14 protein-coding genes and 1 pseudogene are annotated in these 13752 nt (G+C 60.8%); 6 read left to right on the forward strand and 9 right to left on the reverse strand.

Going from position 1 to position 13752, the window contains the following annotated elements; all coding sequences use genetic code 11:
• Nucleotides 1-66 precede the first annotated feature (66 nt).
• The 4 genes from infA to trxB all read right to left on the reverse strand — a co-directional run bounded on the left by infA (nucleotide 67) and on the right by trxB (nucleotide 2839).
• Entirely contained in the window at nucleotides 67-285 is a 219-nt protein-coding gene (infA, locus tag AC0V2S_RS20925; RefSeq protein ID WP_002553999.1) for a translation initiation factor IF-1, read from the reverse strand.
• 100 nt (nucleotides 286-385) lie between these two features.
• Nucleotides 386-1093, reverse strand: a complete 708-nt coding sequence (locus tag AC0V2S_RS20930; protein WP_475511396.1) for an arginyltransferase — start codon at nucleotides 1091-1093, stop codon at nucleotides 386-388.
• 54 nt (nucleotides 1094-1147) lie between these two features.
• Nucleotides 1148-1828: a leucyl/phenylalanyl-tRNA--protein transferase gene (gene aat / locus AC0V2S_RS20935; RefSeq protein WP_475511397.1), complete on the reverse strand. Its 681-nt coding sequence runs from the start codon at nucleotides 1826-1828 to the stop codon at nucleotides 1148-1150.
• 63 nt (nucleotides 1829-1891) lie between these two features.
• Complete coding sequence (gene trxB / locus AC0V2S_RS20940; protein WP_475511398.1) at nucleotides 1892-2839, reverse strand: thioredoxin-disulfide reductase; 948 nt, start codon at nucleotides 2837-2839, stop codon at nucleotides 1892-1894.
• A 158-nt stretch (nucleotides 2840-2997) separates the two neighbouring features.
• On the opposite strand from trxB, the pseudogene ftsK reads away from it, so the two are divergent.
• The 6 genes and pseudogenes from ftsK to cysG all read left to right on the forward strand — a co-directional run bounded on the left by ftsK (nucleotide 2998) and on the right by cysG (nucleotide 10554).
• Nucleotides 2998-5459 (forward strand): annotated as a pseudogene (gene ftsK, locus AC0V2S_RS20945) (DNA translocase FtsK).
• Nucleotides 5460-5506: 47 nt separating this feature from the next.
• Nucleotides 5507-6136 carry an outer membrane lipoprotein periplasmic chaperone LolA gene (gene lolA, locus AC0V2S_RS20950; RefSeq protein ID WP_475511399.1) on the forward strand — a complete coding sequence of 210 codons (630 nt, stop codon included), beginning with the start codon at nucleotides 5507-5509 and terminating at the stop codon, nucleotides 6134-6136.
• A 30-nt stretch (nucleotides 6137-6166) separates the two neighbouring features.
• Nucleotides 6167-7492: a replication-associated recombination protein A gene (locus tag AC0V2S_RS20955; RefSeq protein WP_475511400.1), complete on the forward strand. Its 1326-nt coding sequence runs from the start codon at nucleotides 6167-6169 to the stop codon at nucleotides 7490-7492.
• On the forward strand, nucleotides 7489-7863 hold the full coding sequence (gene crcB, locus AC0V2S_RS20960; protein ID WP_475511401.1) for a fluoride efflux transporter CrcB: 375 nt from the start codon (nucleotides 7489-7491) through the stop codon (nucleotides 7861-7863). Before AC0V2S_RS20955 ends, crcB begins: the two co-directional genes overlap by 4 nt.
• Before the next feature lie 15 nt (nucleotides 7864-7878).
• Nucleotides 7879-9159: a serine--tRNA ligase gene (serS, locus tag AC0V2S_RS20965; RefSeq protein WP_475511402.1), complete on the forward strand. Its 1281-nt coding sequence runs from the start codon at nucleotides 7879-7881 to the stop codon at nucleotides 9157-9159.
• On the forward strand, nucleotides 9160-10554 hold the full coding sequence (gene cysG / locus AC0V2S_RS20970) for a siroheme synthase CysG (RefSeq protein WP_475511403.1): 1395 nt from the start codon (nucleotides 9160-9162) through the stop codon (nucleotides 10552-10554).
• Between the two features lie 132 nt (nucleotides 10555-10686).
• Here the strand turns inward: cysG and AC0V2S_RS20975 are convergent, their stop codons facing one another.
• The 5 genes from AC0V2S_RS20975 to tusC form a co-directional block, all read right to left on the reverse strand.
• A complete protein-coding gene (locus AC0V2S_RS20975; protein ID WP_475511404.1) occupies nucleotides 10687-11676 on the reverse strand; it encodes a glutathione S-transferase family protein in 990 nt (329 codons plus the stop codon).
• 89 nt (nucleotides 11677-11765) lie between these two features.
• The gene (locus tag AC0V2S_RS20980) at nucleotides 11766-12764 is read right to left on the reverse strand and encodes a glycosyl transferase family protein (protein WP_475511405.1); all 999 of its coding nucleotides are present in this window, start codon (nucleotides 12762-12764) and stop codon (nucleotides 11766-11768) included.
• Nucleotides 12761-13096, reverse strand: coding sequence for a TusE/DsrC/DsvC family sulfur relay protein (locus AC0V2S_RS20985; RefSeq protein WP_475511406.1), 336 nt, complete (start codon nucleotides 13094-13096; stop codon nucleotides 12761-12763). The genes AC0V2S_RS20980 and AC0V2S_RS20985 overlap by 4 nt, the downstream gene beginning before the upstream one ends.
• Nucleotides 13093-13392: a sulfurtransferase complex subunit TusB gene (gene tusB, locus AC0V2S_RS20990; protein ID WP_475511407.1), complete on the reverse strand. Its 300-nt coding sequence runs from the start codon at nucleotides 13390-13392 to the stop codon at nucleotides 13093-13095. Before tusB ends, AC0V2S_RS20985 begins: the two co-directional genes overlap by 4 nt.
• Nucleotides 13392-13751 (reverse strand): sulfurtransferase complex subunit TusC, encoded by a 360-nt coding sequence (gene tusC, locus AC0V2S_RS20995; RefSeq protein ID WP_475511408.1) that lies wholly within the window; start codon nucleotides 13749-13751, stop codon nucleotides 13392-13394. Before tusC ends, tusB begins: the two co-directional genes overlap by 1 nt.
• Nucleotide 13752 lies beyond the last annotated feature (1 nt).

Below are 13752 nucleotides of genomic sequence, written 5' to 3' on the forward strand. Positions count from 1 at the left end.
TCAGCGGCTTAAAACCGCACCAACAAAAATGCCCAGCAATTGCTGGGCATTTTTATTCGTACTGGCTTAGCGCGCGCGGTAAGTAATGCGGCCTTTGCTCAAATCGTACGGCGTCAACTCAACACGTACTTTGTCGCCGGTAAGAATGCGGATGTAGTTCTTGCGCATCTTTCCGGAGATGTGCGCGGTTACGACGTGCCCATTTTCCAACTCCACGCGAAACATGGTGTTAGGCAGGGTGTCGACGACAGTGCCTTCCATTTCGAAGCTGTCTTCTTTCGACATGCAGTAAAGCCCTCGGTTACCAATGAATGGCCCGGTGCAACTGGCGCCAGGCAAAAGCGGCGTGCATTGTGCCCGAAAACAGGTCGCGCCGCCAAGGTATTCAGGTGAGGGTGATCCAGCGTTGATTCACGAACAGCTCAATGGGCCGGTATTGGGTCTTGTAATTCATCTTCCGGCAGCTCTTGATCCAATACCCCAGGTACACCGCATGCAGCCCTACCCGGCGGGTTTCGGCGATTTGCCAGAGAATGGCATAGCGCCCCAGGCTGCGGCGTTCCTCGTCAGGATCATAGAAGGTGTACACCGCCGAAAGGCCGTTGGGCAGCACGTCAGTGACCGCAATGGCGACCAGGCGACCGTCAAGGCGGAACTCGTAGAAGCGCGAGAAGGGCAGATCGCGCACCAGAAAGGTGGTGAACTGATCGCGGTTGGGCGGGTACATATCGCCATCGGCATGGCGCTGTTCGATATAGCGGGCGTAGAGGGCGTAATACTCTTCGTTGAAGTTCGGCCTTACGGCGCGCACTTGCAGGCTTTCATTGCGTTTGAGGATGCGCCGTTGCTGGCGGTCGGGCTGGAACAGCGCCGCCGGAATCCGTGCCGGCACGCAAGCGGTGCAGCCTTGGCAGTGGGGGCGATACAGGTGGTCGCCGCTGCGGCGAAAACCCATTTCCGAAAGTTCGGCATACACCTCCACATCCATCGGCTGGCTGGGATCGAGGAACAGCGTGGTGGCTTGTTCGTCGGGCAGGTAGCTGCAGGGATGGGGTTGAGTGGCATAGAACTTAAGGCGCGCCAGCTCGGTCATGGTCAACACTCTTGAGAGCCTGGGCTTAAGTGTATGCCAGGGTTCGGAACTCGACTAGGCGACCCAGTCGGCTCTGCTCGGTTCGTCCAGGTGCTGGGCCAGAAAACTTGCGAATTCGGCGCGTGGAATCGGCCGTGCGCCGAAGCTATGCAAGTGCTGGGTTGGCATCTGGCAGTCGATCAAAACGAATCCCCAGGCCCTGAGGTGCTCGACTAGCGTGGCGAAGCCTACTTTGGACGCGTTGTCGGCATGGTTGAACATCGACTCGCCAAAGAACAGCTGGCCCATCGCCAACCCATAAAGCCCGCCGACCAGCTTGCCGTTCTCGCGCACTTCTACCGAATGAGCAAAGCCCTGTTTATGCAGCTTCAGATAAGCGGCCTGCATCGCGTCGGTAATCCAGGTGCCATCGGCATAGCTGCGCGGGCCGGCGCAGGCGGCGATTACAGCAGCGAAGTCCTGATCGAACGTCACTTGGTAACGCCCCTGGCGCATGACTTTGGCCAGGCTGCGGGAAATATGGATCTCTTCCGGGAACAGCACGGTGCGCGGGTCAGGCGACCACCACAGAATCGGCTGCCCTTCGGCAAACCACGGAAAGCAGCCGTGCCGATAAGCCGCTACCAGTCGTTCCGCGCTTAGGTCGCCGCCAGCCGCCAGCAGCCCGTCGGGATCGCGCAAGGCTTTCTCTAGCGGCGGAAATTCGAGGTTGTTACGTTGCAGCCAAGTGAGCATGGTCAGGCCCGGCCGAAGAGAGGAGGGCGGGCCTCAAGGGCCCGCCAAACAAGGTAGCGCGGATTACAGGTCGAGATACTTCTCGGCATCCAGTGCCGCCATGCAGCCGGCGCCGGCTGAGGTGATGGCTTGACGGTAGACGTGGTCAGCAACGTCGCCGGCCGCGAACACGCCTTCGATGTTGGTGGCAGTCACATTGCCTTCGCTGCCCCCTTTGATCAGCAGGTAGCCGTCACGCATTTCCAGCTGGCCGGTGAACAGGTCGGTGTTGGGCTTGTGGCCGATGGCGATAAATACGCCAGCCAATTCCAGCTCCGAGGTCTCGCCGCTATTGCTGTCGCGCAGACGCACGCCAGTTACGCCTTTGTTGTCGCCCAGCACTTCGTCGAGGTTCTGGTTCCAGTGCAGGCGCATATTGCCGTTGGCGGCTTTCTCGAAGAGCTTGTCCTGGAGGATTTTCTCGGCGCGCAGCTTGTCGCGACGGTGCACCAGGTGAACTTCCTTGGCGATGTTGGACAGGTACAGCGCTTCTTCCACAGCGGTGTTGCCGCCGCCGATGACCGCTACAACCTGGTTGCGATAGAAGAAGCCGTCGCACGTAGCGCAAGCCGAAACGCCCTGGCCGGCGAACTTTTCTTCCGAAGGCAGGCCGAGGTACTGCGCGGAGGCGCCGGTGGCAATGATCAGCGCGTCGCAGGTGTAGGTGCCGCTGTCGCCTTTCAGGGTGAACGGCTTGCTCTGCAACTCGGCGGTGTGAATGTGGTCGTAGACAATCTCGGTATCGAAGCGCTCGGCGTGCTTTTGCATGCGTTCCATAAGTGCCGGGCCAGTCAGGCCTTCGACGTCGCCTGGCCAGTTGTCCACTTCTACGGTGGTGGTCAGTTGGCCGCCGGGTTGGATACCAGTAATAACCAAAGGTTTGAGGTTGGCTCGTGCGGCATACACTGCAGCGCTATAGCCGGCAGGGCCAGAGCCCAGGATGATCAGGCGCGAATGCTTGACTTCACTCATAAAAAGACCCATAAGCCTTTGTCACAAAAGAGAATGCGTGCTCAAATTGGGCCGCACGAAAGATGTTGGCGGCTATGCTACACCGAAGCAGCAGAGGCCGGCAAAAACGCACCGCAGGCAAACCTGGGCGCGTGGCAACAAGCGGGTAAATCCGTACAATGGCCGAGTTTTCGCCGCCAATCGCGCGCCACAAGCGCAGGAAAAGACGCGTTTTGAAGAATTCCACCACCACCGCTCAAGCACCAGTCTGGCGTCAGCAATTGCACTACCGACTCAAGGAAGGTGCATTGATCGCCCTCGGTGCGCTTTGCCTCTATCTCTGGATGGCATTGCTGACCTACGACCAGAATGATCCGGGCTGGACCCACACCAGCAACGTGGTGCAAGTGCAGAACGCCGCGGGCCGCGCCGGCGCCTGGTTTGCCGACATCCTGTTATGGCCCTCGGCTATTTCGCTTACCTCTTTCCTGGCCTGCTCGTCATCAAAACCGTGCAGGTATTCCGCAATCGTCACGAGCCGTGGCAGTGGAACGGCTGGCTGTTTTCCTGGCGGCTGATTGGCCTGGTTTTCCTGGTGCTTTCCGGCGCTTCGCTCGCGTATATCCATTTCCACTCGGGCGGCACCATGCCGGCCTCTGCTGGCGGCGCGCTGGGCGAAAGTCTCGGCCAGTTGGCCGTTGCCGCGTTGAACGTGCAGGGCAGCACGCTGCTGTTTATCGCCTTGTTCCTGTTTGGCCTGACCGTGTTCAGCGACTTGTCGTGGTTCAAGGTCATGGACATCACCGGCAAGATCACCCTCGACCTGTTCGAGTTGATCAACAGTTTGATCAACAACTGGTGGAGCTCGCGTGTTGAGCGCAAACAGCTTGTCGCTCAATTGCGTGAAGTCGACGACCGCGTCAGCGAAGTCGCCGCCCCGGTAGTGCACGACCGCCGCGAACAGGCCAAGGTCAAAGAGCGGATCATCGAACGCGATGACGCCCTCAGCAAACACATGACCGAGCGCGAAAGCCGCCCGGCGCCGATCATTACCCCGCCAGCCCCGCCCAAGGCCGCCGAGCCAAGCAAGCGCGTGCAGAAAGAGAAGCAGGTGTCCCTGTTTGTCGACAGCGCGGTGGAAGGCACCTTGCCGCCGATTTCCATCCTCGACCCGGCCGAGAAGAAGCAGAAGAAGTTCTCCCCGGAATCTCTGGAGGCCATGTCGCGCCTGCTGGAAATCAAGCTCAAGGAATTTGGCGTCGAAGTGATCGTCGAGTCCGTACACCCGGGCCCGGTCATTACCCGTTTTGAAATCCAGCCAGCCGCCGGCATCAAGGTCAGCCGTATTTCCGGCCTGGCTCGCGACCTGGCACGTTCGCTGGCGGTCATGAGTGTTCGCGTGGTGGAAGTGATTCCCGGCAAAACCACCGTCGGTATCGAAATTCCCAACGAAGACCGCCAGATCGTGCGCTTCTCCGAAGTGCTGTCCTCGCCGGAGTACGACGACGCCAAGTCGCCGGTTACCCTGGCGTTGGGCCACGACATTGGCGGCCGTCCGGTGATTACCGACCTGGCGCGCATGCCCCACCTGCTGGTGGCCGGTACCACCGGTTCCGGTAAGTCGGTGGGCGTAAACGCCATGATCCTGTCGATCCTGTTCAAGTCCGGTCCGGAAGACGCGCGCTTGATCATGATCGACCCGAAAATGCTCGAGCTGTCGATCTACGAAGGCATTCCGCACCTGTTGTGCCCGGTGGTCACCGACATGAAGGAAGCGGCCAACGCTCTGCGTTGGAGCGTTGCCGAGATGGAGCGCCGCTACAAGCTCATGTCCAAAATGGGTGTGCGTAACCTCGCCGGTTTCAACCGCAAGGTGAAAGACGCCGAAGAGGCGGGCGAGCCGCTTGCCGACCCGCTGTACAAGCGCGAAAGCATTCACGACGAAGCACCGCTGCTGAAAACCCTGCCCACCATCGTGGTCGTCGTCGACGAGTTCGCCGACATGATGATGATCGTCGGCAAGAAGGTTGAAGAGCTGATCGCCCGTATTGCCCAGAAAGCCCGAGCTGCCGGTATCCACCTGATTCTCGCCACCCAGCGCCCATCGGTGGACGTGATCACCGGTCTGATCAAGGCCAACATTCCGACCCGCATGGCGTTCCAGGTGTCGAGCAAGATCGACTCACGGACCATCCTCGACCAGGGTGGCGCCGAACAGCTGCTCGGTCACGGTGACATGCTGTATCTGCCCCCGGGCACTGGTTTACCGATTCGCGTGCATGGCGCCTTCGTGTCTGACGAAGAAGTTCACCGCGTGGTGGAGGCCTGGAAACTGCGCGGCGCCCCAGATTACATCGACGACATCCTCAACGGTGTGGAAGAAGCCGGCAGCGGCTTTGAAGGTGGCGGTGGTGGTGGCGAAGGCAGCGAGGGCAGTGAAGACGACCCGCTGTACGACGAAGCCGTACGCTTTGTCACCGAAAGTCGTCGCGCCTCGATCTCCGCTGTGCAACGCAAGCTGAAAATCGGCTACAACCGCGCCGCCCGTATGGTCGAAGCGATGGAAATGGCCGGTGTGGTCACTGCCATGAACACCAACGGCTCGCGTGATGTTATTGCCCCGGCGCCGATCCGCGACTGACGGCGCCCGTTTCCCCTTTTATGTGTGACCCAATGACGAGGATTTACATGCGCCTGATCCGCTTGCTGTTGCTGGCTGCCATGGCTATTACCGCGATCCCGGCACAGGCCGACGATGACGCCGCTGTGCAAAAGCTGACCCAGTTGCTTAACCAGGCCCAGACCATCACCGCGCGTTTCTCCCAGATTACCGTCGATGGCAGCGGCTCAACGTCCCTGCAGGAAACCGCCGGCGAGCTGGCCTTGAAGCGCCCGGGCTTGTTCCGCTGGCACACCGACGAGCCGCAGGAGCAACTGCTGGTATCCAACGGTCAGCAAATCTGGCTGTATGACCCGGATCTGCAGCAGGTCACTATCCAGAAGCTTGATCAGCGCCTGACCCACACGCCGGCGCTGCTGCTGTCGGGCGATGTGTCGGAGATTCGTCAGAACTTCGATATCAGCTTCAAGGAAGCTGGCGACGTGGTGGATTTCACCTTGAAGCCCAAAGCCAAAGACACCCTGTTCGATAACCTGCGCCTGTCGTTCAAAAAGGGCGTGATCAACGATATGCAGTTGATCGACAGCGTGGGCCAGCGCACCAATATCCTGTTTATGAGCGTGAAGATGAACCCGGCGGTAGACGCCAAGCAGTTCACCTTCGAGGTGCCGGCCGGCGCCGACGTTATCCAGGAATAAACCGCTTTTTAAGAGACGCTTCTGCCAGCCATGGACCTGTTCCGCAATACCCCCGTCGCTCAACCTCTGGCTGCCCGCTTGCGTGCGGCCAGCCTGGACGAGTACGTCGGTCAGGAACATTTGCTGGCCCGTGGCAAGCCGCTGCGTGAAGCGTTGGAGCAGGGCGCGCTGCATTCGATGATCTTCTGGGGCCCGCCGGGCGTGGGTAAAACCACCCTGGCGCGCTTGCTGGCCCAGGTTTCCGACGCCCATTTCGAAACGCTGTCGGCGGTGCTTTCCGGGGTCAAGGAAATTCGCCAGGCGGTGGAAATCGCCCAGCAGCACGCGGCGCAATATGGCCGCCGGACCATTCTGTTTGTCGACGAAGTGCATCGCTTCAACAAGTCGCAGCAGGATGCGTTTTTGCCCTATGTGGAAGACGGCACGCTGATCTTTATCGGCGCCACCACGGAAAACCCCTCGTTCGAACTGAACAATGCGTTGCTGTCGCGCGCCCGTGTGTATGTGCTGAAAAGCCTCGACGAGGAAGCGCTGCGCAAGTTGGTGCACCGCGCACTGACTGATCCGAAAGGCTTGGGTGATCGGCGCCTGACGCTGCCGGATGAAAGCTTCAAAATTCTGATGGCCGCCGCCGACGGCGATGGTCGTCGCCTGCTGAACTTCCTCGAAAACGCCGCCGACCTCGCCGAAGACGATGGCGAGTTGAGTGTCGACCTGCTGCAAAACCTGCTGGGTGATAGCCGCCGGCGGTTCGATAAAGGCGGCGAAGCGTTTTACGACCAGATTTCCGCGCTGCATAAATCCGTACGCGGCTCCAGCCCCGACGGTGCGCTGTACTGGTTTGCGCGAATGCTCGACGGTGGCTGCGACCCTTTGTATATCGCCCGCCGGGTGGTGCGCATGGCCAGCGAAGACATCGGCAACGCCGACCCGCGTGCTCTGACACTGTGCCTGAACGCGTGGGATGTACAGGAGCGGCTTGGTAGCCCAGAAGGCGAGTTGGCCGTGGCCCAGGCCATCGTCTACCTGGCCTGCGCGCCGAAGAGCAACGCGGTGTACAACGCCTTCAAGGCCGCTATGCGCGATGCCGCCGAGCATGGCTCGCAAGAGGTGCCGCTGCACCTGCGCAACGCGCCGACTAAATTGATGAAAGAGCTGGGCTACGGCGACGAATACCGCTATGCCCACGATGAGCCCGATGCCTACGCCGCAGGCGAAGACTACTTCCCCGATGCCCTGGAGCCCCGGCGGTATTACCAGCCGGTGCCACGCGGTCTGGAGTTGAAGATTCGCGACAAGCTCAACCACCTGGCGGCGCAAGACCAGGCCAGCCCTCGGCAGCGGAGAAAACCATGATTCGTCTGATCCTCGCGGTAGCCTTCGGTGGCGCCGTCGGCACCCTGGTGCGCTTTGGCACAGCGAACTGGATTGCCGCCAACTGGCCGCAGCATTTCAGCCTGGGCACCTTTCTGGTCAACATTGTCGGTTGCCTGCTGATTGGCTTGTTGTATGGTTTCTTTTTGATGCGCCCGGAACTGCCGATAGAATTGCGCGCAGGTCTGATCGTGGGCTTCCTTGGCGGCCTCACAACGTTTTCTTCCTTTTCCCTCGACACACTGCGCCTGCTGGAAAGCGGGCAGTTGCCACTGGCCCTTGGCTATGCGGCGCTCAGTGTGTTCGGCGGCCTGCTCGCCACCTGGGCGGGCTTGTCCCTGACCAAACTCTGATGATGAGAGACGAACATGCTTGATCCGAAACTGATCCGTAGCGAACTGCACGCCATCGCCGAGCGCCTGGCCACCCGTGGCTATCAGCTGGATGTCGCGCGCATCGAGTCGCTCGAAGCGCAGCGCAAAACCGTGCAGAGCAACACCGAGCAGTTGCAGGCCGAGCGTAACGCCCGTTCGAAATCCATCGGCCAGGCCAAGGCCCGTGGCGAAGATATCGCGCCGTTGATGGCCGACGTTGATCGTATGGCCACTGAACTGGCCGACGGCAAAGTACAGCTCGAAGGCATTCAGGCCGAGCTGGATAGCATTCTGCTGGGCATCCCCAACCTGCCGCACGAATCCGTACCGGTTGGTAAAGATGAAGACGACAACGTGGAAGTGCGCGCCTGGGGCACGCCGACCACCTTCGACTTCCCGATTCAAGACCACGTCGCCCTTGGCGAGCTGCACGGCTGGCTCGACTTTGAGCGCGCGGCCAAGTTGTCTGGTGCGCGCTTCGCCATTTTGCGCGGCCCGATTGCCCGTCTGCACCGCGCCCTGGCGCAATTCATGATCAACCTGCACACCGGCGAGCACGGCTACGAGGAGGCCTACACCCCTTATCTGGTGCAGGCGCCGGCGCTGCAAGGCACTGGCCAGCTGCCGAAGTTCGAGGAAGACCTGTTCAAGATCAGCCGCGAGGGCGAAGCCGATCTGTACCTGATTCCGACTGCCGAGGTGTCGCTGACCAATATCGTCAACGGCGAGATTCTCGACGCCAAGCAACTGCCGCTCAAATTCGTGGCCCACACCCCGTGCTTCCGCAGTGAAGCCGGTGCGTCCGGTCGCGATACCCGCGGCATGATCCGTCAGCACCAGTTCGACAAGGTCGAGATGGTGCAGATCGTTGAGCCGAGCACCTCCAACGAAGCGTTGGAAGGGCTGACCGCCAACGCCGAGAAGGTTCTGCAGCTGCTCGGCCTGCCATACCGCGTTCTGGCGCTGTGCACCGGCGATATGGGGTTTGGCGCAGTGAAAACCTACGACCTCGAAGTGTGGGTGCCGAGCCAGGATAAATTCCGCGAGATTTCGTCCTGCTCCAACTGCGGCGATTTCCAGGCGCGCCGTATGCAAGCGCGCTGGCGCAATCCGGAAACCGGCAAGCCGGAGTTGGTACACACCCTCAACGGTTCCGGCCTGGCTGTAGGCCGTACGCTGGTTGCCGTGCTGGAAAACTACCAGCAGGCCGACGGCTCCATCCGTGTGCCGGACGTGCTCAAGCCGTATATGGGTGGCATTGAGGTCATCGGTTAAATGGAATTTTTGCCGCTGTTTCATAACCTGCGCGGGCAATGCGTGTTGGTGGTTGGCGGCGGCGAAATCGCCTTGCGCAAATCGCGGCTAGTCGCCGATACCGGCGCTGTGCTGCGGGTTGTCGCGCCGCACATCGATAGCCAGTTGGCTGAGCTGGTGGCCTCGACGGGCGGCGAGCAGTTGCTGCGCGGCTATGGCGAAGCGGATTTGAATGGCTGCGTGCTGGCCATTGCCGCGACCGATGACGAGCCGTTGAATGCCCAGGTGTCGCAAGATGCCCGCGCGCGCGGCGTGCCAGTCAATGTGGTGGATTCGCCGGCGCTGTGCAGCGTGATCTTTCCTGCCATTGTTGACCGTTCGCCGCTGCTGGTCGCTGTTTCCAGTGGCGGCGATGCGCCCGTTTTGGCCCGTCTGATTCGCGCCAAACTCGAGACCTGGATTCCCGCCGCGTACGGTCAGCTTGCCGGCTTGGCCAAGCGCTTTCGTGCGCAGGTGAAAGAGCGTTTTCCCGATTTGCAGCAGCGCCGCGTGTTCTGGGAGGACGTATTCCAAGGGCCGGTAGCCGAGCGCATGTTGGCCGGGCAGGGCAGTGAGGCCGAGCGCCTGCTGCAGGCGCGGCTGGATGGCGAAAGCGGTGCGGTAAAAGGCGAGGTGTATCTGGTGGGTGCAGGTCCGGGCGACCCTGATTTGCTTACCTTCCGTGCTTTGCGCTTGATGCAGCAGGCCGATGTGGTCTTGTACGACCGGCTCGTGGCGCCGGCGATTGTCGAGCTATGCCGTCGCGACGCCGAGCGTATTTATGTCGGTAAACAGCGCGCCGATCACGCCGTGCCGCAAGAGCAGCTTAACCAGCAGTTGGTGACGTTGGCCAAGCAGGGCAAGCGGGTGCTGCGGCTGAAGGGCGGTGATCCGTTTATCTTCGGCCGCGGTGGCGAAGAGATTGAAGAGCTGGCCGCTCACGGCATTCCATTCCAGGTCGTGCCGGGCATCACCGCTGCCAGCGGTTGCGCCGCGTATGCCGGTATTCCGCTGACCCATCGCGACTATGCGCAGTCCGTGCGTTTTGTAACCGGTCACTTGAAAGACGGCAGCACCGATCTGCCGTGGCCCGACTTGGTCGCTCCGGGGCAGACGTTGGTGTTCTACATGGGCTTGGTTGGCTTGCCGTCGATCTGCGAGCAGTTGGTTTTACACGGCCGTAGCAGCGATACGCCGGCTGCATTGATCCAACAAGGCACCACCCACAACCAGCGCGTGTTCACCGGCACACTCGGCAATCTGCCGAAATTGGTGGCGGAGCATGAAGTGCATGCGCCGACGTTGGTGATTGTGGGCGAAGTGGTGACCTTGCGCGAAAAACTGGCGTGGTTTGAAGGCGCTCAGGCAGGTCTCTAACTTCCCAATTCACGGTCATTCCCGCGAAGGCGGCGGTCCGACGATTCGGAATCCAGAATTTCGCGGTTGGCGAAGATTTTCGTTCCATCCAACATTCTGGATCCCCGCCTGCGCGGGGACGACGGGGTGGCTTTAACTAAAGCGTCCCGGCAAACGATCGCGATCGTGCGAGCGGTTGAAGTCTTGCTTCGGCCCTTTCGGCACGACCCCAGTCGGGTTAATGGTCAGATGACTCGCGTAGTAGTGGTGTTTGATGTGCTCGAAATCCACGGTCTCCGCCACGCCCGGCCATTGGTACAGCTCGCGCAGCCAATTCGATAGATTCGGATAATCCTCGATGCGCTTGAGGTTGCACTTGAAGTGGCCGTGGTACACCGCATCAAAGCGAATCAGTGTCGTGAACAGGCGCCAGTCGGCTTCAGTGATTTGTTTGCCGGCCAAGTAGCGATTTTTATCCAGCAGCGTTTCCAGAGATTCGAGGGTGTTGAACAGACCGTCGAATGCTTCTTCGTAGGCTTCCTGAGTGGTAGCAAAGCCGGCACGGTAAACGCCGTTGTTCACGTTCGGATAGATGCGCTCGTTCAGCGCGTCGATTTCGCCTTGCAGGGCTTCGGGGTAGAAGTCCAGATGGTTGCCGGTCAACTCGTTAAAGGCCGAGTTGAACATGCGGATGATCTCTGACGACTCATTGCTGACGATGCGCTTGAGCTTCTTGTCCCACAGCACGGGCACGGTTACGCGGCCGGTGTAATGGGCGTCGTCGGCGGTGTAGCGTTGATACATCAGGTTGAGGTCGTCCAGTTGGTCGCCGGTCGAGCCGTGAGCGGTGTCGAAGGTCCAGCCGTTTTCGCGCATGAGCCAGCTGACGACGGAGACGTCGATCAGGCTTTCCAGGCCTTTGAGTTTGCGGAAAATCAGGGTGCGATGCGCCCATGGACAGGCCAGCGAGACGTACAGGTGATAGCGACCGGCCTCGGCCTTGAAGCCGCCTTCGCCGCTCGGGCCGGCTTCACCGGTGGCGGTCACCCAGTTGCGGCGTTGCGCGTTCTCACGTTTGAACCGACCACCATCGGCGGTGTTGTACCACTGGTCTTGCCACTGGCCGTCGACTAATAAACCCATGACTCAAATCCTCTGCTCTTTAGCGTTGGAGAGGAGTCTATGCCGATCAGTTCGAACGAATGGCGCAAAATCCGCCTGAAAATGATCGGTTAAATCGATTTGTTGCGGTTTTGCCAGTACGTTTCTGCTTGGGCGAAGGCTGTTTCGCGCGGTGTATCCAGACCGCGCAGCGCCAGGGCGATGGTCGCTATAACGGCCAAACGGCCGTAGCTGTCTTCCACTTCGCCGCGCCAGAACGCCGTCAGGTGGCCCGGCTCCAGACGCTCGGGTTTTACATGGCGCTGCGGCGACAAGGACGGCCACTCTTCATCCCAGCTCTGCCCGGCCTCGGTACCGTAAAGGTGCGATGTGGCGTCCGGGTTCATCTCGATTTCGCCGCCGTCGCCCTTGATGACAATCGACTTATCGCCCAACAGTTGGCTGGCCTCGCGGTGTGCAGCCTGGTAGCCCGGGTGGAAAATGCTTTGCAGGCCGCAGCGGGCGTTGAGTGGATTCAGTACGCGGGCCAGCGAGTGAATAGGTGAGCGCAAGCCGAGGGTGTTGCGCAGGTCGATCATGCGTTGCAACTGGGGCATCCAGTCCTGAAGCGGGAAGAACGCCAGGTTGTGTTCCGTCAGCGCGTTCTCGGTGGCTGCCCAGTCACGGCACAGCGGAATGCCCACGAGGTCGAGCAGCTGTTCGCTATACAGGCGGCCGGCGGTGTGGGCGCCACCGCCGTGCATCAGAATGCGCACACCATTGTTGGCCAGGCACTTGGCGGCCAGCAGGTACCAGGGTAGATGGCGCTTCTTGCCGGCGTAGGAAGGCCAGTCGAGGTCGACTTGTACGCTCGGCGCATTCAGACGCGCCCGTACGGCCTGGGTGAAACCGGCGAGCTCCTCCGGGCTTTCTTCCTTATGGCGCATCAGCATCAGGAACGCGCCCAGCTGGGTGTCTTCCACCTTGCCGTCGAGCAGCATTCCCATGGCCGCGCGGGCTTCATCCTGGGTCATATTGCGCGCGCCGCGCTTGCCCTTGCCGAGAATGCGCACGTATTGGGCGAAAGGGTGTTCGGCGGGGGTAGTAAGGGTTAGCGGCAGGGCGGTCATAGGCAATTGGTCGGCTTCGGCAGGCCTGCCAGTTTGGCGGCCAATTTGGCAGGGGTGCCTTTGAACAGGCGATTGAGGTGCAGGCTGTTGCCTTTGTCGGCGCCTAGTTTCAGCGCCGCGTATTTGATCAGTGGGCGTGTCGCAGGGGATAGCTGGAATTCGGCGTAGAAGGCGCGCAGCAGGTGCAGCACTTCCCAATGCTCGGGGCTCAGCAGCAGTTCTTCTTGTGCAGCCAAGGCTTCGGCGGCGGCCGGCGACCAGTCATTGAGGTCGGCGAGGTAGCCGTCTTTATCTAGAGAGATGGTGCGGTCGGCGACGGTCAGATGGGTCATAGCCAGCTATTGACCTTGGCAAAGGCGGTGCAGAGTTCGACGAAGGCGGGGTAGTCCACCACTTGCACGCGCGCCGGCGCGTCGATGGCGCGGGCTTGCAGGTCTTCGCCGAGGGCGTACAACGCGATGGTGTCTGGCATCAGGCCGAGGGCTTGCAGTTGTGCGGTGCCCGGTTGCAGCGCGTAGGTGGCATCGCCGGTTAACAGCAGGCCATCGCCGGGGCCGAGCAGGCGTAAGCAGCTCACCAGGCGGGAGTCGCTAAAGGGCGAGTGGGAAAGCATGTGCAGGGTGGCCATTAGAGCGTGATCACCTGGTCGTATTGGGCTAGCAAAACGGTGAGCGCGGCGTCATCCAATGGTTCGGTGGCGGGGCTCAGTGGCTGGTTGGTGAGGCCGCGTTCCTCGAGGCTGCGGGCGGAGCTGTAGAGTGCGTCCACGCCAAACAGCGGTAATGCCTGCAGGTTGGCGGTGAGATCTTTTTGCTGCACTGGCGCGGCCTGTTGTGCGGGTTGCAGCTGGAACACGCCGTCGTCGAGAAACAGCATGGCTATCGGTAAATCAAAGGCGCCGCCGGCCAGGGCAATATCCAATGCCTCGCGAGCGCCGGGGCCGGACCAGGGCGCTTGGCGGCAAATGATCAGTAGCGACTTGGCCAAC

The organism is Pseudomonas sp. CC11G (genome assembly GCF_056174845.1).

Excerpts from the sequence above, each read along its gene's own strand:
- AC0V2S_RS20980 (WP_475511405.1), bottom strand. The coding sequence starts at position 12,764 with ATGACCGCCCTGCCGCTAACCCTTACTACCCCCGCCGAACACCCTTTC.
- trxB (WP_475511398.1), bottom strand. The coding sequence starts at position 2,839 with ATGAGTGAAGTCAAGCATTCGCGCCTGATCATCCTGGGCTCTGGCCCT.
- infA (WP_002553999.1), bottom strand. The coding sequence starts at position 285 with ATGTCGAAAGAAGACAGCTTCGAAATGGAAGGCACTGTCGTCGACACC.
- cysG (WP_475511403.1), top strand. The coding sequence starts at position 9,160 with ATGGAATTTTTGCCGCTGTTTCATAACCTGCGCGGGCAATGCGTGTTG.
- lolA (WP_475511399.1), top strand. The coding sequence starts at position 5,507 with ATGCGCCTGATCCGCTTGCTGTTGCTGGCTGCCATGGCTATTACCGCG.
- AC0V2S_RS20985 (WP_475511406.1), bottom strand. The coding sequence starts at position 13,096 with ATGACCCATCTGACCGTCGCCGACCGCACCATCTCTCTAGATAAAGAC.
- AC0V2S_RS20955 (WP_475511400.1), top strand. The coding sequence starts at position 6,167 with ATGGACCTGTTCCGCAATACCCCCGTCGCTCAACCTCTGGCTGCCCGC.
- AC0V2S_RS20975 (WP_475511404.1), bottom strand. The coding sequence starts at position 11,676 with ATGGGTTTATTAGTCGACGGCCAGTGGCAAGACCAGTGGTACAACACC.
- serS (WP_475511402.1), top strand. The coding sequence starts at position 7,879 with ATGCTTGATCCGAAACTGATCCGTAGCGAACTGCACGCCATCGCCGAG.
- tusB (WP_475511407.1), bottom strand. The coding sequence starts at position 13,392 with ATGGCCACCCTGCACATGCTTTCCCACTCGCCCTTTAGCGACTCCCGC.
- crcB (WP_475511401.1), top strand. The coding sequence starts at position 7,489 with ATGATTCGTCTGATCCTCGCGGTAGCCTTCGGTGGCGCCGTCGGCACC.
- AC0V2S_RS20930 (WP_475511396.1), bottom strand. The coding sequence starts at position 1,093 with ATGACCGAGCTGGCGCGCCTTAAGTTCTATGCCACTCAACCCCATCCC.
- aat (WP_475511397.1), bottom strand. The coding sequence starts at position 1,828 with ATGCTCACTTGGCTGCAACGTAACAACCTCGAATTTCCGCCGCTAGAG.